Source organism: Streptomyces sp. CA-278952 (assembly GCF_028747205.1).
Lineage (GTDB): Bacteria > Actinomycetota > Actinomycetes > Streptomycetales > Streptomycetaceae > Streptomyces.
Window position 1 is genome coordinate 3,684,661 of the sequence record NZ_CP112880.1, and the last position, 17,242, is coordinate 3,701,902.

At 72.5% G+C, this 17,242-nt stretch carries 17 protein-coding genes; 3 read left to right on the plus strand and 14 right to left on the minus strand.

Annotated features, from left to right (window positions below; all coding sequences use genetic code 11):
• Positions 1-173: 173 nt before the first annotated feature.
• Positions 174-1,457 carry an adenylosuccinate synthase gene (locus N7925_RS16435; protein WP_265600351.1) on the minus strand — a complete coding sequence of 428 codons (1,284 nt, stop codon included), beginning with the start codon at positions 1,455-1,457 and terminating at the stop codon, positions 174-176.
• A 186-nt stretch (positions 1,458-1,643) separates the two neighbouring features.
• Here N7925_RS16435 and N7925_RS16440 point away from each other — a divergent pair, with 186 nt between their 5' ends.
• The 3 genes from N7925_RS16440 (at position 1,644) to N7925_RS16450 (ending at position 3,301) form a co-directional block, all read left to right on the plus strand.
• Complete coding sequence (locus N7925_RS16440) at positions 1,644-2,525, plus strand: diacylglycerol kinase (RefSeq protein WP_265600352.1); 882 nt, start codon at positions 1,644-1,646, stop codon at positions 2,523-2,525.
• Positions 2,526-2,558: 33 nt separating this feature from the next.
• Positions 2,559-2,831, plus strand: a complete 273-nt coding sequence (locus N7925_RS16445) for a DUF1876 domain-containing protein (protein WP_265600353.1) — start codon at positions 2,559-2,561, stop codon at positions 2,829-2,831.
• 128 nt (positions 2,832-2,959) lie between these two features.
• Positions 2,960-3,301, plus strand: coding sequence for a hypothetical protein (locus N7925_RS16450; protein WP_265600354.1), 342 nt, complete (start codon positions 2,960-2,962; stop codon positions 3,299-3,301).
• Positions 3,302-3,317: 16 nt separating this feature from the next.
• On the opposite strand, the gene N7925_RS16455 is transcribed toward N7925_RS16450, so the two are convergent.
• From N7925_RS16455 to N7925_RS16515, 13 genes are all read right to left on the minus strand, one after another.
• Positions 3,318-4,523, minus strand: a complete 1,206-nt coding sequence (locus N7925_RS16455) for a cytochrome P450 (RefSeq protein WP_274344283.1) — start codon at positions 4,521-4,523, stop codon at positions 3,318-3,320.
• A 141-nt stretch (positions 4,524-4,664) separates the two neighbouring features.
• Positions 4,665-5,333: a response regulator gene (locus N7925_RS16460; protein ID WP_217228327.1), complete on the minus strand. Its 669-nt coding sequence runs from the start codon at positions 5,331-5,333 to the stop codon at positions 4,665-4,667.
• On the minus strand, positions 5,330-6,703 hold the full coding sequence (locus N7925_RS16465; RefSeq protein ID WP_274344284.1) for a sensor histidine kinase: 1,374 nt from the start codon (positions 6,701-6,703) through the stop codon (positions 5,330-5,332). The genes N7925_RS16460 and N7925_RS16465 overlap by 4 nt, the downstream gene beginning before the upstream one ends.
• Before the next feature lie 129 nt (positions 6,704-6,832).
• On the minus strand, positions 6,833-7,660 hold the full coding sequence (locus N7925_RS16470) for an NAD(P)H-binding protein (RefSeq protein WP_274344285.1): 828 nt from the start codon (positions 7,658-7,660) through the stop codon (positions 6,833-6,835).
• 108 nt (positions 7,661-7,768) lie between these two features.
• Positions 7,769-8,671: an alpha/beta hydrolase gene (locus N7925_RS16475; protein ID WP_265600358.1), complete on the minus strand. Its 903-nt coding sequence runs from the start codon at positions 8,669-8,671 to the stop codon at positions 7,769-7,771.
• Positions 8,672-8,793: 122 nt separating this feature from the next.
• Positions 8,794-10,038 carry a kynureninase gene (gene kynU, locus N7925_RS16480; RefSeq protein ID WP_274344286.1) on the minus strand — a complete coding sequence of 415 codons (1,245 nt, stop codon included), beginning with the start codon at positions 10,036-10,038 and terminating at the stop codon, positions 8,794-8,796.
• Positions 10,031-10,879, minus strand: coding sequence for a tryptophan 2,3-dioxygenase family protein (locus N7925_RS16485; protein WP_274344287.1), 849 nt, complete (start codon positions 10,877-10,879; stop codon positions 10,031-10,033). Before N7925_RS16485 ends, kynU begins: the two co-directional genes overlap by 8 nt.
• 137 nt (positions 10,880-11,016) lie before the next feature.
• Positions 11,017-11,430 carry a DUF3151 domain-containing protein gene (locus N7925_RS16490; protein WP_265600361.1) on the minus strand — a complete coding sequence of 138 codons (414 nt, stop codon included), beginning with the start codon at positions 11,428-11,430 and terminating at the stop codon, positions 11,017-11,019.
• Between the two features lie 87 nt (positions 11,431-11,517).
• Positions 11,518-13,017 (minus strand): DHA2 family efflux MFS transporter permease subunit, encoded by a 1,500-nt coding sequence (locus N7925_RS16495; RefSeq protein ID WP_274344288.1) that lies wholly within the window; start codon positions 13,015-13,017, stop codon positions 11,518-11,520.
• 304 nt (positions 13,018-13,321) lie between these two features.
• Positions 13,322-14,485 (minus strand): MalY/PatB family protein, encoded by a 1,164-nt coding sequence (locus N7925_RS16500; RefSeq protein ID WP_274344289.1) that lies wholly within the window; start codon positions 14,483-14,485, stop codon positions 13,322-13,324.
• Positions 14,486-14,614: 129 nt separating this feature from the next.
• Positions 14,615-15,646, minus strand: coding sequence for a class II fructose-bisphosphate aldolase (gene fbaA / locus N7925_RS16505; protein ID WP_265600364.1), 1,032 nt, complete (start codon positions 15,644-15,646; stop codon positions 14,615-14,617).
• Positions 15,647-15,790: 144 nt separating this feature from the next.
• Entirely contained in the window at positions 15,791-16,330 is a 540-nt protein-coding gene (gene pyrE / locus N7925_RS16510) for an orotate phosphoribosyltransferase (protein ID WP_050358452.1), read from the minus strand.
• Positions 16,331-16,378: 48 nt separating this feature from the next.
• Positions 16,379-17,185: an aldose epimerase family protein gene (locus N7925_RS16515; RefSeq protein ID WP_265600365.1), complete on the minus strand. Its 807-nt coding sequence runs from the start codon at positions 17,183-17,185 to the stop codon at positions 16,379-16,381.
• Positions 17,186-17,242: the final 57 nt, after the last annotated feature.

Genomic DNA, 17,242 nt, shown 5'->3' on the forward strand with positions numbered 1-17,242 from the left:
GACAGGACCACGAACAGGACCACGAACAGGGCGGTGATCGCGCCGCCCTCCCGGCCTGACGAACACACACACGCGGCGGCGGACGACGGGGCCTCCCCGTCGTCCGCCGCCGCGTCGCTGTCCGGCCGTCCCCAGGAGGCGTCCCTACAGGAACGCGTCCCCAGGAGGCGTTTCTACAGGAACGAGTTGATCTCGATGGTCTCGGTCCGGCCGGGGCCGACGCCGATCGCGGAGATCGGTGCGCCCGACATCTCCTCCAGGGCCTTCACGTAATCCTGCGCGTTCTTCGGCAGGTCGTCGAAGGTCTTGGCCTTGGTGATGTCCTCGGACCAACCCGGCAGGTTCTCGTAGATCGGCTTCGCGTGGTGGAAGTCGGTCTGGTTGTACGGGAGTTCCTCGACGCGCTTGCCGTCGATCTCGTACGCCACGCAGACCGGGATCTGCTCCCAGCCGGTGAGGACGTCCAGCTTGGTGAGGAAGAAGTCGGTCAGGCCGTTGACCCGGGTCGCGTACCGCGCGATCGGGGCGTCGAACCAACCACAGCGGCGGTCACGGCCGGTGGTGACACCGCGCTCGCCGCCGATGCGCCGCAGCGCCTCGCCGTCCTCGTCGTGCAGCTCCGTCGGGAACGGACCGGCCCCGACCCGCGTCGTATAGGCCTTGAGGATGCCGATGACCCGGCTGATCTTCGTCGGGCCCACGCCGGCGCCGGTGCAGGCGCCGCCCGCGGTCGGGTTCGACGAGGTGACGAAGGGATACGTGCCGTGGTCGACGTCGAGCAGGGTGCCCTGGCCGCCCTCGAAGAGGACGACCTTGCCCTCGTCGATGGCATCGTTCAGGATCAGGGTCGTGTCGGCGACGAACGGCTTGATCTGCTCCGCGTACTGGAGCATGTCCTCGACGACCTTGCCGGCCTCGATGGCCCGGCGGTTGAAGACCTTGGCCAGGAGCTGGTTCTTCTGCTCCAGGGCCGCCTCCACCTTCTGCACCAGGATCGACTCGTCGTAGAGGTCCTGGACGCGGATCCCCACCCGGTTGATCTTGTCGGCGTACGTCGGACCGATACCCCGGCCCGTCGTGCCGATCTTGCGCTTCCCCAGGAAGCGCTCGGTCACCTTGTCGAGCGTGACGTTGTACGGAGTGATCAAATGAGCGTTGCCGCTGATCAGAAGCTTGGACGTGTCGACGCCTCGCTCGTTCAGACCGCTCAGCTCGGAGAGCAGGACCGCCGGGTCGACCACGACACCGTTCCCGATGACCGGGGTACACCCCGGCGACAGGATTCCGGAGGGGAGGAGATGCAGTGCGTACTTCTGGTCGCCCACGACGACCGTGTGACCGGCGTTGTTACCGCCTTGGTATCGCACGACATAGTCCACGGATCCACCGAGGAGGTCGGTGGCCTTCCCCTTGCCCTCGTCACCCCACTGAGCACCGAGCAGCACAAGTGCGGGCACAGGCGTACACCCCTTCCGGGCGGGGCATGTCCAAGGTCAGGGGGCGTACGTAAAGGTCGTACCTGCCGTACGACGATGTACGGCAAAACCTGAGCCGTCGAACCGGGTGCCCCGGAATAGACGAAGCCCCTGGCGCAATAGCGCAAGGGGCTCTTGCACCAAGATGCTACCCGAGGAAGGACCGAGGTGTCGGCTGCAGAGCCCCCCGGCGACGGCGACGACCAGCTTCTGGTGGTCATCGACCCGGTCGCCCGCCGGACCGACGGCGAGTCCGTCCGTATCGCCAAGGACGTGCTGAGCGCCGGCTCGCACGCCAAGATCTGCCTTCCGGACACCCCCGAGGAGTTCGCGCGGGCCCTGTCCCGGCGGGGTTCGCGCAGGCCCGTGGTGGTCGGCGACGATCACGCGCTGCTGCGCGCGGTGGCCCAGCTCCACCGCGAACGGGAGCTGGCCGACGGCGTCCTCTCCCTGATCCCCGTCGGCGCGGCGCACGCCCTGGAGGTGGCCCACGCCCTCGGCGTCCCCCGGGGCGCCGTGGCGGCCGCCCGGACTGCGCTGGACGGCGCGGTGCGACGTCTGGACCTCCTGGTCGACGACAGCGACGGCGTCGTCCTCGGCCGCCTCCGCATCCCCGCCCCGGCCCCGCCGTCCGGCCCGGGGGGCCCGCACACGGGCGTCACGGCCGTCTGGGACACCTGCCGCTCGCTGATGACGTCCCTGGTCCGCCCGGCCCCGGTCGCCGCCAACACGCACCCGGGCACGCACCGGCTGCGCGTCGAGGCGGACGGGGTGCTGCTGAGCGACCTGGACACCCCTGTCCGGGGCGTCCAGGTGACCTCCCAGGGCGACGGGGGCCAGGCCGACGTCGTCGTCCGCACCGCCTCGGGCGAGGACGTCACGGCGGAGGCCAAGGCCGTCACGGTCTCCGGCGCGGATTTCCGCTACCGGGCGGACATACAGACCGGGGGGCCGGTACGCACCCGGACCTGGACGGTCCGGGCGGGCGCCTGGGGGCTGATGCTGCCGGGCCCGGCGAGCGCGGTCGGATCAGCGGGCGCACGCTGGTAGAAGACGGCCCGAGACGTCCCGGAGGTGACCGTCATGACCAGGATCGCTGTCGGATGGCACATCGACCTCGCCTTCGAGGAGGACACCCACCGCACCCGCGCGGCGGCGCTCGTCCGCCTCTCCGACGGAACAGAGGTACGCGCCCACGGCTACGCCAGCCGCCATCCGTCGGACGCCGACCAGCAGAGGGTCGGCGAGGAGATCGCGGGGGCCAGGGCGCTGAACGAACTGGCGATGAGACTGCTGACCAAAGCGCACGACGAGATCGACGAGGCGTCGGGCAGGTCGTCGTACCCCCTGACGTAGCACCGGGGCTCCGCCCCGGACCCCGCTCCTCAATCGCCGGAGGGGCTGAGTGTGCCGAGGAGCGGGGGTCCGGGGGCAGCGCCCCCGTAAGCGGAACCGCGCCCGCACCCCGCCGCGTCCTCCACCACATGGAGATCCAGAACGCGCGGCGGGAAGCCGTCGTCGGAACCGCCGGCTGTCTGACCGCCTTCGCCGGAGCGCTCGCGGGCATCGTGCTCTGGGCCCCGCACGGCAAGGGCGGCCTCCTCGACGGCTTCGAGGGCGCCTCCAACTGGAACGTGCTCTGGGTCGGCCTGCCCCTCATGATCCTCGGCGGGATCGCGGCGGCCCTGGCCCTGTTCTTCCTGGTCCGGGGTGAGTGGAAGCGGGCGCTCGGCCTCGTCGCGGCCATCGCCGCACTCTTCGCGATCGGCGTCGGCGTGGACGCGCTGGCCGGAGCGCCGAGGCCGGAGTGCTACGACCCCTGCTGAGCCACCGGCGCAGGCGCTACACCTCCGCCCGCAGCTCCTTCAGCCCCCGGATCACATACCCCGGCTGCCACTCGGGCTCGGCCGTCATCCGCAGCGCCGGCGCCTTGCGGAGCAGCTCCCCGAAGGAGGCGGCCAGCTCCAGCCGGGCCAGCGGGGCGCCCAGGCAGAAGTGGATGCCCGCGCCGAAGGTGATGTGCGGGTTGTCCTCCCGGGACAGGTCCAGCGTGTCCGGGCGCGCGAACCGCTCGGGGTCCCGGTTGGCCGAGCCGAACAGCAGCGCCACCTCCGCGCCCCGCCCGATCACCTGGCCGTCGATCTCGATGTCGTCGAGCACCCACCGCTCGAACATCTGCAACGGGGTGTCGTAGCGCAGCAGTTCCTCGACAGCGGTGGGCAGCAGCGCGGGGTCGGCGCGCAGGGCGGCCAGCTGCTCCGGGTGGTGGAAGAGGGTGCGCCAGCCGTTGACGGTGGTGTTCACCGTCGCCTCGTGGCCCGCGTTCAGCAGGAGCACACAGGTCGAGATCATCTCCTGCTCGGTCAGCCGCTCGCCCTCGTCGTGGGCGGCGATGAGCGCCGAGACCAGGTCCTCGCCGGGGTTGGTGCGCCGCTCGGCGATGAGCCCGCGCAGATACGCGGAGAAGTCGACGGAGGCCCGGACGGCGGCCTCGGCCGTCCCCTCCGACGGGTTCAGCTCGAACATCCTGCAGATCGCCGCCGACCAGGGCCGCAGCAGGCCCCGGTCCGCCTCCGGAACGCCCAGCATCTCCGCGATCACGGCGACCGGCAGCGGCTCCGCGACCTCCGCGAGAAGATCCCCGCCGCCCTCGGCCACGAAGGCGTCGACCAGCTCGGCCGCCAGCCGCCGGACGGTCGGGGCGAGGTTCTCGACCGTACGCGGGGTGAACGCCTTGGAGATCAGGCGCCGGATCCGGGGATGGTCGGGGGCCTCCAGATCGAGGAGGCCCTGCCCGTTGAGCGTGGTGAACGGCTCGTGCGCTGCGGGCGGTGGGGTCCGGCCGAACTCCTCGTGGCTGAAGCGGTGCAGATACGTCCGGCCGAGGCGGCGGTCGCGCAGCAGAGCCGACACGTCGGAGTGGTGCGGGATCAGCCACTGCCCCGTCGGCTCGAACCAGTGCGCCCGGCCGGCGGCGCGCAGCGCGGTGTAGGCGGGGTAGGGATCGGCGACGAACGCGGGCGACCAGGGATCGAAGGACACGTGCATGACCCGACGCTACCCGCGCCCGCCGCCACCGCAAGGGGTGATCCCGCCCGGGCCTCCCCGGGACCGCCCGCCGCCACAGCAAGAGGTACGTGCGCCTGCCCCGGGCGGTCCCGGGACCGCCCGGGGCCGCCGCAAGAGGTGCTACCCGGGCGTCACCAGCCGCGCCTCGTAGGCGAACACCGCCGCCTGGGTCCGGTCCCGCAGCCCCAGCTTCACCAGGATGCGGCTGACGTGCGTCTTGATCGTGGACTCGGCGACGATCAGATGCGAGGCGATCTCCGCGTTGGAGAGCCCCTGCGCGATCAGGACGAGCACCTCCGTCTCGCGTTCGGTGAGATCGCCGATCCGGGCCAGGGCGGGCGGGCGCGGGGTCTCGGCGAGCTTGGAGAACTCGGTGATCAGCCGCCGGGTCACCGTCGGGGCGAGCAGCGCCTCGCCCGAGGCCACCACCCGTACCCCGTCGGCGAGCTGCCGGGCGGACGCGTCCTTGAGGAGGAAGCCCGAGGCCCCGGCCCGCAGCGCCTGGTAGACGTATTCGTCGAGGTCGAAGGTCGTCAGCACCAGCACCTTCGCGTCGGCGTCCCGCGCGACGATTTCGCGGGTCGCCTCGATGCCGTTCATCTCCGGCATGCGGATGTCCATGAGGACCACGTCCGGGCGGAGGGCGGCGACCTGGGCGAGGGCCTGACGCCCGTCGACCGCCTCGCCCACGACGGTGATCCCCGGCATCGCGTTGAGCAGGACCGAGAAGCCCTCGCGGACCATCATCTGGTCGTCGACGATCAGGACCCGGATGTCGGTGCCGCTCATGCGCCGCCACCCCGTTCGACGACGACCGTGTCCGCGTCGCCCGTCGCGCCCGTCGCGCCCGTCGCGCCCGTCGCGTCCGCCGTGCCGCCGGCCGTCTCCCGTGGCTCCGGCCCGTCCGACAGCGGGACGGGGAGGAACACGGAGATCTCGTATCCGCCGTCCTCCGTCGCCCCGGCCGTCATCTCGCCGTTCAGCATCGCGACCCGCTCCCGCATCCCGGTGATCCCGTGCCCGGCCCCCGGCGAGGGCTTGACCAGACCGCGCGGGGGCCCGTTGACCACCCGCAGCCCGAGCCCGCCGAGGACATAGCCGAGCTCGACCCGGGCCGAGGCTCCCGGGGCATGCCGCAGGCTGTTGCTCAGGGCCTCCTGGACGATCCGGTACGCCGACAGCTCGACGCCCTGCGGCAGCTCGCGGACGGCCCCGGTGATCACCTTCTCCGTCTCCAGGCCCGTCTCGCGGACGTTGTCCAGGAGCCCGTCGAGCGCGGCGAGGGTGGGCTGCGGGGCGTCGGGGGCCTCGTAGTCCTCCGCCCGGACGACCCCGAGGACGCGGCGCAGCTCGGTGAGGGCGGCCACCGCGTTCTCCCGGATGGTGACGAAGGCCTGCTCCAGCTCGGGCGGCGGGTTCTCGACCCGGTAGGGGGCGGCCTCGGCCTGGATCGCGACGACCGACATGTGGTGGGCCACCACGTCGTGCAGCTCCCGGGCGATGGTGGTGCGCTCCTCCAGCAGGGTGCGCCGGTCGCGCTCGACGGCGGTGACGGTGCGCTGCACGGTGACCTCGCGCTCGGCGTCGCGCCGGATCTGGACCACGGCGACGACGAGCAGCGCGAAGGCGGACAGCGTCACCAGGGGCGCGGTGATCGACGGGTCGCCGCCCTCCACCAGCACCCCGAACAACAGGGTCAGCAGCCACATCAAGGCGGCCGTACGGGGCCGGGTCCGGGCGGCCACGACCACCAGGACCACCACCTGCGCCGCGAAGGTGCTCGGCCCCCACAGCTCGCTGCCCAGGATCCCGCAGAAGACGGTCGCCAGCATCGAGGCCCAGAAGGCGGCGACCGGCCTGATGAGGGTCATCGCGACCGGGATCGCGGGCACCACGCCCATCAGGAAGCGGTGGTTCCACTCGGCGAACCCGGCCATCATCACGAGGAAGGCGGCGAACAGCACCAGCGCGTGCGGGGTCCAGACGGTGGCCTTCCGCAGGCCCTCGGGCAGCCGCCGTATCAGCCGGCCGTCGGGGTTCAGCGGCGGCAGCGGCCGGTAGGCGAGTACATCACGCATCAGGTCGTTCCGCAGGCCGTCGATGGCCCCTGCGGCCGCCCGGAACTCCGGGCCACTGGTCTTCGTCTGGGTCTCGGTCACGCTTCCACGGTAGGCGGCGGCGGACGGCGGGTCGTCAGCATCGCTACGGATTCCGGGGCGTCCCCCTCAAGGACTACCCGCCTCCGCCGTACTGTCCCGAGGACCGGAAAACCCCTGGTGGCAGCCTCCTCAGACCCCCGCGCGGAAGTGGTCCGCGTGCTCCTCGGCCCACTGGGCGAAGGTCCGGGCCGGCCGCCCGGTGACCTTCTCCACCGTGTCGGTCACCGTCCGGCCCTCCGGCGGGGTGTCCCGGTAGACGTCGATGAGGAACGCGATCACGTCCTCCGGCATGCCCTGGTTCCGCCAGGTCTCCAGCGCCTGCTCCTCGGTCAGCTCGACCAGCTCCACGTCCGCGCCCCGCGCCGCCGCGACGGCCGCCGTCTTGTCGCCGACGGTCAGCGCCTGCGGGCCGGTGATCAGGTACTGCCGGCCGCCGTGGCCGTCCTCCGTGAGGGCCGCCGCCGCCACCGCCCCGATGTCCGCCTCGTGGACCATCGCGCTCAGCCGGCCGACGAAGGGCTCGCGCACCACGCCCTCGCTCCTGATGCCGGGCGCCCACTCCAGGGCGTTCGCCATGAACTCCACCGGCATCACGACGGCCCAGGCGAAGTCGCTCGCCCGCACCGCCGCCTCCATCGGGGTCTCGCCGCCGCCGTGCAGCACGGTCACCCGGCGCACGCCGGCCTTCCGGGCCAGGGCGAGGATCTCCTCACCGGTCTCCAGCGGGACGAAGAGCTCGCCGCCGAAGGTGATGAGGTGCAGCCCGCTCACCCCGTCCAGCGCGGGACCCAGCGACGCCGGGTCCGTGAGGTCGCCGGCGACGACGTCGACCCCGTCCGGGAACTCCGCCTGCGCCGGGTCGCGGGTCAGGGCCCGGACGTGCTCGCCGCGCTCCAGCAGCTGCTCGACCACGCGGCGTCCGACCGTTCCCGTGGCTCCGGTCACCAGGATCGTCATGTGGTTCCCCTTCGTCGGTACCGGCTCCCTCTGAGCGGCAACAGGACCAACGTAGAGACCCTTGCGGACAGCTTCCGTCCGCAATCGCGACGGGGGGCCGGAAAACATTCACCAGGCGAGCTGGGTGATCTCCTCGGCCACGACAGCGCAGGCGTCGGCGGCCGGATCGATCAGCGGGAAGTGCCCGACGCCACCGAGCAGCGTCAGCCCCACCATCTCGCCGGCCCTGGCCGCCGCGTCGACGTACGCCTCGGAGACGGCCTGCGGGACGACGATGTCCTCGACGCCCTGCACGATCGCGGTGGCGATCCCGGTCGGCAACAGCACCCCGGGGTCGGACTGCGCCGCCCGGCCCTCGAAGTCGGCCCCCGTGCCCAGGAGTTGGGCGACCGCACCGCCGCACACCCCCAGCTCGGCCGCCACCGTGAAGTCCGCGATCGGGGCCAGGGCGACGGCCCCGCGCAGCGGCGGCGGGGCGGGCAGCCGCCACGGCGACCCCTCGGGCAGGACGTGCCGCGCCGCCGCCCACAGGGCGAGGTGCCCGCCCGCCGAGTGGCCGGTGACCACGATCCGCCGCACATCGGCCCCGGGCAGCTCGCGGGCGGCCAGCACGGGCATCGCGTCCATCGCCGCGGCCACGTCGTCGAAGGTCTCCGGCCAGCGCCCCGCGACCGGGTCGGCGCCGCTCGGCCGGGTGTTCTCCCCGCCGCGCTGCTGCGGGATGTCCTCGCCGCCGCGCCGGTACTCCACGCTCGCCACGGCGAAGCCCCGGCGGGCCAGGAAGTCCGCGAACGGGGAGACATGGGCCCGGTCGTACGGGGTCCGCCAGGCGCCGCCGTGCAGGAGGACGACGAGCGGGGCGCCGGTGCGGCCGTCGCGCGGCGCGTAGAAGTCGATGACCTGGTCGGGGTGGTCCCCGTAGGCGGCGGACCGGTCGGGCGCGACCTCCGGATGCGCGAGCGCCGACTCCGTCTCGGCGACGTCCCGATCACGCGCGGCAGAATCCGACATGCTGCTCAACCGTCCTATGCCTGTGTCCAGTGCCTGTGTTCTTGCCCAACTGGGCTGACCTGCGGGGACGGTACCAGCACTCGGCACCGTCCCCGCCCGGTCGAACAGACGGTGACGACCCGTCAGCCGACGGTGTTGTCGGCGAGCGCCTCGGCATACACCTCGGCGAGCACCTCGGCGAGAATCCGCGCCGCCCGTTCCGCGTCGGCGTATCCCACGTACAGCGGGGTGAAGCCGAACCGCAGCACGTCCGGCCGCCGCAGATCGCCGACGACGCCCCGCTCGATCAGCCGGCGCATCACGGGCTCGGCCCCGTCGCAGCGCAGGGCGACCTGGCTGCCGCGTTCGGCGTGCGCGGCCGGGGTGACGGAGGTGACCCGGCCCGCCGGGACGTACGCCTCGACGCACTCCAGGAAGAAGTCCGTCAGGGCGAGGGACTTGGCCCGCACCACGTCGACCAAGACCCCGTCCCACACGTCCAGCGCCGCCTCCAGCGTCAGCATGGAGACGATGTCGGGCGTGCCGACCCGGCCCCGTACGGAACCGTCCGCGGGGGCGTAGTCGGGCGTCATGCCGAACGGGTCGGCGTGCGAGTTCCAGCCCGGCAGCGGCGAGTCGAAGGCGGCCTGGTGACGCTCGGCGACGTACAGGTACGCGGGCGAACCGGGGCCGCCGTTCAGGTACTTGTAGGTGCAGCCGACCGCGAGGTCCACCCCGTGCTCGTCCAGGCCGACGGGCAGCGCGCCGGCGCTGTGGCAGAGGTCCCACACCACGACCGCCCCCGCCGCGTGGACGGCGGCGGTCAGTCCGGGCAGGTCGTGCAGCCGGCCGGAGCGGTAGTCGACGTGGTTGAGCAGCACGGCGGCGGTACGCGGCCCGAGCGCGGCCGGGACGTCGGCGGGCGCGACGGGCACGATCCGGTGGCCGGTGAGCCGGGCGGCGGACGAGGCGATGTACCCGTCCGTGGGAAAGGTCGTCGCGTCAACCAGTATCTCGTCGCGTCCCTCCCCCGCGAGCCGGCCCGCGGCGACGACGGCCTTGAAGACGTTCACGCTGGTCGAGTCACCGACGACGATCTGCCCGGTGGCGGCCCCGACGAGCGGGGCGATCCGGTCGCCGATCCGCTCGGGCGCGGTCCACCAGCCGCTCTCGTCCCAGGACCGGATGCGCAGCTCGCCCCACTGGCGGGTGAGGACGTCCTGGACGCGGGCGGGGACGTGGACGGGCAGCGCCCCCAGCGAGTTGCCGTCGAGGTAGACGCCGTCGTCGAGGGCGAAGAGCTTCCGCCGCGCGGCGAGCGGATCGGCGGCGTCGAGGACGAGCGCTCGCTCCCGGAGGTCCGTACGCGGGGTGGAGGCCTCAGACATGGCTGCGCGCCGTCCACAGCTCGGGGAACACGTTCTTCGTGGCGCGCTTCTCCAGCCAGGCCACCCCGGCGGAACCGCCGGTGCCGGTCTTGGAGCCCATCGCGCGCCGGGTGGCGACGAGGTGGTCGTTGCGCCAGCGCCAGACGAGCTCGCCGACGTCGGTGAGCAGTTCGCCGAGGCGCACCAGCTCGTCGTTCTGGTCGTCGGAGGCGTAGATCTCCGCCCAGGCGCCCTCGACCTCGGGCGACGGTTCATACCGCTTGGTCAGGTCCCGGCCGGTGACCGACTCGGGGATGGCATAGCCGCGCCGGGCCAGCAGGGCGAGGGTCTCGTCGTACAGGCTGGGCTCCCCGAGCGCCTTCTCCAGCTCGGCGTACACCCGGGGCGCGCCCCGGTGCGGCACCAGCATGGAGGCGGACTTGTCGCCGAGCAGGAACTCCATCCGCCGGTACATCGCCGACTGAAACCCGGATCCCTCGCCGAGGGAACCCCGGTAGGAGTTGAACTGGGCGGGGGTGAGGCCGGCCAGCGGCCGCCAGGAGTCGTTGAGCGCCTCCAGCTCGCGCAGCGAACGCTTCAGGGCGTCGCGCGCGACGGGTATGCGGTCCTCGCGCAGGGCGCGGGTCGCGGTCTCCCACTCATGGACGATGACCGTGAACCACAGCTCCATGACCTGGGTGGTGACCAGGAAGACCATCTCGCCGGGATCGTCCGAGCACAGGTGCTGGAGGTGGGTCAGGACATCCGCCTGGACATAGTCCTCGTACGGAGTCGTTCCCTCGAAGTCCAGGTGCGGGGTGTCCGCACCGGTGGCTTCGGGGTCGGGGTGATTCGTCGACATTTCTGTCTCCTCGACACGAGCTTCCGGGTAGCGGTCCGCCCCTTCCGTGAGGTGATGGAGCTCCGGTCCCCTGCTCGCATACTAAGCCGCTCCCCGCCCGGTTCGCGTGGGCAGGGAGCGGCTCGGGGGAGGACTGCTCAGCTCAGGATGTCGGCGGCGGTCGGCGAGGAGTCCCGCAGGAACGTCGCGCAGCGCTCGTGCTCCTCGGTCTCCCCGATCGACCCGGCGGCCCGCGCCAGGGCGTGCAGGGCGCGCAGGAAGCCACGGTTCGGCTCGTGCTCGAACGGGACGGGGCCGTGGCCCTTCCAGCCGGCCCGGCGCAGGGAGTCGAGGCCGCGGTGGTAGCCGGTACGGGCGTACGCGTACGACTCGACGACCCGGCCGCCCTCGAACGCCTCGTCGGCGAGCTGCGCCCAGGCGAGCGAGGAGGTGGGGTACTTCGCGGCGACCTCGGTGGGCGGGGTGCCGGCGGCGAGCAGCTCGCGCGGCTCCGGGTCGTCGGGGAGGTGGGTCGGGGCGGGGCCCCCGAGCAGGTTCTCGTGGATGGACATGGCTCAAGTGTGCCTGCCGCGACGGACCGGCGGCACCGCGCCCCGACTCGGCCGCCCGGGCTCCGGGGCCTGACCCGCGGGCGTACGTCATCCGTCGCGGCGCTCCGGCTCCAGCGGCGGGGCGGCGACCCCGCAGTGCACCGCGCACTCGGGCCGCTCACCGCGGACGGCGGCGGTCGGGGTACGCACCGTCCACCAGGCGACGACCGCGCCCGCCACCAGCAGCCCGGCGCACATCGGCATCGCCCGCCGGAAGGTCGCGGCGAACTCGCCCGCGTCCCGGTACGCCTCGGGCCCCATCCCGGCGAGCAGCGGCAGAGCCGCCACCGCGATGAGCCCCGCGGCCCGCGCGGCGGCGTTGTTGATGCCGCTGGCCAGCCCCGCCCGCCCGGCGTCCACGGCGGCCAGGACGGTCGCGGTGAGCGGCGCGACGACCACGACGAGCCCGGCGCCGAGCACCGATACGGCGGGCAGCACCTCACCGACGTACGAACCGACGGACGGGGTGCCGGGCCCCACCCGGAGCATCAGGAGCATCCCGGCGGCGGCCAGCAGCGGCCCCGCGGTGAGGGGGATACGGGGCCCGATCCGCCGCCCCAGCTCCCCCGACCAGGCGGAGAACAGCAGCATGAGGACCGTGGTCGGCAGCAGCGCGGTGCCCGCCCCCAGCGCGGAGTATCCGGCCACCACCTGGAGCTGGATCGCGGAGAGGAAGAAGAAGCCGCCGAGGGCCGCGTAGACACAGAAGGTCACCAGGTTGACCGAGGTGAACAGCCGGGAGCGGAAGATCGACGGCGGCAGCATGGGATCCGCCCGCCGACGCTCGACCAGGACGAACGCCACTCCGAGGGCCACCCCGCCGAGGGCCGACCCGATCACCACCGGCGACGCGCCCCGCCCCGGGGCCTCGATCAGGGCGTACGTCACCCCGGCGAGCGCCAGCGCCCCGAGGACGGCCCCCAGCACGTCGAACCGGCCGTGCGCCGCCGGATCCCGCGACTCCGGTACGTGCCGGAGCGCGACGGGCACGCAGATCGCGGCGAGCGGCAGATTGAGCAGGAAGACCCACCGCCACCCGGGCCCGTCGACGAGCCACCCGCCCACGAAGGGCCCCACGGCCGCCCCGACCCCGCCGAACCCGGACCAGAGCCCCACGGCCCGGGCCCGGTCGTCCGGATGGAAGCTCGCCTGGATGAGCGCGAGGGACCCGGGAGTGAGCAGCGCGCCGCCAACCCCTTGCAAGGCCCGGGCGGCGACGAGAACCCCGGCGTTCGGCGCGATCCCGCAGAGCAACGAGGCCAACGCGAACCACACCACCCCCACCACGAACACCCGCCGCCGCCCGTACCGGTCCCCGAGCGCCCCGCCGAGGAGGATCAGCCCGGCGAGGGTGAGCATGTACGCGTTGACGGTCCACTGGAGCGCGGCCATGTCGGTGCCGAGGTCCTCGCCGATGCGAGGAAGGGCCACGTTGATGACCGTGGAGTCCAGCATCGCCATGCTGGAGCCGAGCACGGTGGTCAGAACGACCCACCGCCCGACGGACGAGGCGACCCGAATCTCTCCGGGTGCGGGGGCAGCAGCCATGGGAGCAGCATGCCCCGATTCACGCCTTTCGGCGCATTTCCATCCCCTCCGGGGACACCATTCCAGCCCCTCCGGCGATTGAGGAGCGGGAGCACGGGACCGAAGCCCGCATCTCCAGCCCCTCCGGCGATTGAGGAGCGGGAGCACGGGACCGAAGCCCGCATCTCCAGCCCCTCCGGCGATTGAGGAGCGGGGGCGCGGGACCGAAGCCCGCATCTCCAGCCCCTCCGGCGATTGAGGAGCGGGGGTGCGGGGGCAGAGCCCCCGTAACGGGGGCCCGGGGGCAACGCCCCCGAAACCCCCCCTACCGCACGGCCCCCACCGCCCGCACCAACGCCGACACCCCCCGAACCACCTTCTCCCGAGGACACCCCACGTTCAGCCGCACGAACCCGGGCGCCCCATAAACGGCACCCCCCATGATCGCCACCCCCTCCCGCTCCACCAGCACCCGCTGCAACGCGGCGTCGTCCACCCCCAGCGGCCGCAGGTCGATCCAGGCCAGGTACCCGGCCTGCGGCGGCGCCCACCCCAGCTCGGGGAAGGCCTCGCCCAGCCGCTCCGCGACGTACCCGAGATTCCCCGCCACATACGTCCGTACCGCGTCCAGCCACGCCGCCCCCTCCCGGTACGCCGCGATGTGCGCGGTCAACGACAGCACGGCCGGGGACGCCAGCCCCTCCCCCGTCTCCATCCGGCGCACGTACTCCGCCCGGTCCGCCGGATCGCCGATCAGCCCGTACGAACCGGTCAGCGCCGGAAAGTTGAACGCCTTCGACCCGGAGGAGATGAGCGCCCAGCGCCCCGCGCCCGCCACCCGCGTCCACGGCACATGGGCGCGCCCCACACCACCGTCGTGCACGAAGTCCGCGTGGATCTCGTCGCTGATCACCGCGACCCCGTACCGCTCCGCGAGCTCCGCCGTCCGGGCCAGCTCGCCGGCCGTCCACACGCGCCCCGTCGGGTTGTGCGGCGAGCACAGCACCAGCACCTTCGCGTCCGCCCGCGCCAGCTCGCGCTCCAGCGCCTCCTCGTCCCCCACCGGCACCCCCCGCAGCTCGCGCCCGAGCCCCGTGATCGCCTTGCGGAAGCCGTCGTACGTGGGGGTGTGGACGACGACGCCGTCCCCCTCCACCGTCCACATCCGCAGCAGCTGGGAGAGCTGGTTGAGCACGGACGGGCCGTAGACCAGCTGCCCGGTGTCGATGGTGGTGTCGTACCGGGTCGCGTACCAGTGGGCTATCGCCGAGCGGAAGTCGTCCTGCTGCCAGGTGGTGTAGCCGAACACCCCGTGCTCCAGCCGGTCCCGGAGCGCGGCCAGGACCTCGGGGGCCGTGGCGAAATCCATGTCGGAGATGGTGAACGGCAGCAGCCCGTCGACCCCGAACCGGTCCGCGACCCCGTCCCACTGGACGCACCAGGTGCCCCGGCGGTCGACGACGGTGTCGAAATCGTAAGTCGCACCCACAGCGGGGCCTCTTCTCTCTTCTGGTCTCTTCTGGTCTCTTCTGGCACGGCCTGGCACGGCAGCGGGCCCGGCCCCCTGAAGGAGGACCGGGCCCGACACCGTGCGTCCGTGCGTCCGTGCGGACGGGGATTACTTCAGCTTCGTACCCGTGGAGCGCAGGTGGCCGCAGGCCTCGGTGACGCGCTTGGCCATGCCCGCCTCAGCGGCCTTGCCCCAGGTACGGGGGTCGTAGGTCTTCTTGTTGCCGACCTCGCCGTCGACCTTCAGGACACCGTCGTAGTTGCGGAAGATGTGGTCCACGACCGGGCGGGTGAAGGCGTACTGGGTGTCGGTGTCGAGGTTCATCTTCACGACGCCGTTCTCCAGCGCGGTGGCGATCTCCTCGGCGGTGGAGCCGGACCCGCCGTGGAAGACGAAGTCGAACGGCTGGCTGCCGGCCGGCTTGCCGTACTTCTCGGAGACGCCCGCCTGAAGGTCCTTCAGCAGCTCGGGACGGAGCACGACGTTGCCCGGCTTGTAGACGCCGTGGACGTTGCCGAAGGAGGCGGCCAGCAGGTAGCGGCCCTTCTCGCCCAGGCCGAGCGCCTCGGCGGTGCGCAGCGCGTCGTCGACGGTGGTGTACAGCTCGTCGTTGATCTCGTGCGTGACGCCGTCCTCCTCACCGCCGGTCGGGGTGATCTCGACCTCGAGGATGATCCTGGCGGCGGCGGCCTTGGCCAGCAGCTCCTGGCCGATGGCCAGGTTGTCGGCGAGGGTCTCGGCCGAGCCGTCCCACATGTGGGACTGGAACAGCGGGTTCAGACCCTTGGCGACGCGCTCCGCGGAGACGTCGAGCAGCGGACGTACGTAACCGTCCAGCTTGTCCTTGGGGCAGTGGTCGGTGTGCAGCGCGATGGTGACGTCGTACTTCGCGGCGACGATGTGCGCGAACTCCGCCAGGGCGACCGCACCCGTGACCATGTCCTTGTTGTACTGGCCGCCCAGGAACTCCGCACCGCCGGTGGAGATCTGGACGATGCCGTCGCTCTCGGCCTCCGCGAAACCGCGCAGGGCGGCGTGCAGGGTCTGGGTCGAGGTGACGTTGATGGCCGGGTAGGCGAACTTGCCCGCCTTTGCCCGGTCGAGCATCTCGGCGTACGCCTCGGGGGTTGCGATGGGCATCTGACCGCTCCTTGGGATGTGCGGGTGTGCAGGCTTTGAGTCCCTGACCTGGGGGCGACGTCATCGTCGCCCCCATCTTCCCAGACTCCTCATCCGGCTCCACTCGGCGGACCCGGTTTCACGTGAAACCGTCGGTCCCCCGCCTCAGCCCAGGTCGAGGTCGGCCACCGAGTAGACGTGGATGTACGGCAGACCGGCCTCGGCGATCGCCGGGGCGGCACCGCGCTCGACGATCACGGCGACGGCGACGACCTCGCCGCCCGCCTCGCGCACCGCCTCGACGGCGGTCAGCGGTGAACCGCCCGTCGTCGAGGTGTCCTCGACGACCAGGCAGCGGCGGCCCTTCACGTCGGTGCCCTCGATCCGGCGCTGCATCCCGTGCGCCTTCTGCGCCTTGCGGACGACGAACGCGTCCAGGCTCTTACCCCGGGCGGCGGAGGCGTGCAGCATCGAGGTGGCGACCGGGTCGGCGCCCAGGGTCAGCCCGCCGACGCAGTCGTAGTCCAGCTCGGCGGTGGCGTCGAGCATGACCTGGCCGACCAGCGGCGCGGCCTTGCCGTCCAGCGTGATCCGGCGCAGGTCGATGTACCAGTCGGCTTCCAGCCCCGAGGAGAGGGTCACCTTGCCGTGCACCACGGCCTTGTCCTTGATCTGCTGGAGCAGGTCAGCGCGTACGTCAGTCATGTGCACGAGGGTAAGCGGTACCGCACCGGCCCACCGCCGGGCACCGGCTCAGAGCCGCGTCCAGCTCCAGGTCGTCGTGATCTCCAGGGGGTCGATAGGAGTCACCAGCCGCGGCGCGGTGTTCAGCCCGTTCGGCGGCCCGGACTGCGGCTCGACGCAGACGGCCTCGTCCTGCTCGTCGTAGACGACCACCCACTCGCTGCGGCTCTTCACCGTCAGCTCCAGCCGCTCCGGCCAGGTGAGCTTCACGTCCACGCCGTCGGGCATGCCGAAGCAGTCGTCCCACGGGCCGGGCAGGGGGTCGATGCGACGGCCGGTGGGCAGATGGTCCGCGCCGCGTTCCTCCTGCCAGGCGGCGTCGAAGGAGAGCTCGGCGGCCACGCCGTCGATGGTGCGGTGGAACCAGGGGTGCCACCCGGCCTGGGCCGGGAAGGAGTCGCGTGACGTCTCGACGGCGAGGCCCAGCGTCAGCGCGTCCCCGGTCAGCTCGAAGGTCTGCGTCACCCGGCCCCGGTACGGCCAGGGCTCGGCGAGGTCGTAGTAGAACGCGGCCCGCCCCTCCTCCAGGTCGGCGGCCGTGAACGCCGGCTGCCAGGAGGTGTCGCGGCCGGTGCCGTGGATGGCGTGGGGCGGGGAGTTCAGCGGCAGCCGGTGGAGCTCGTCGCCGTTGCGGAACTCCCCGTTCCCGGTGCGCCCGCACCAGGGCACCATCGGGAAGCAGCCGTAGCGCTCGCCCTGGCGGAGCAGCTCGGCGCCCCCGATCCGCAGGCTGCTGATCCGGCAGCCGTGCCCGGGGTCGACGGTCAACTCGGCTTCGCCGACGGTCAGCCTGACGTTCTCTTCGCTCCTGCTCACCCGACGACCCTACTGGCCCGCTCCGCCTCCGGCGCCCGTCGCCACCGATCACCATGG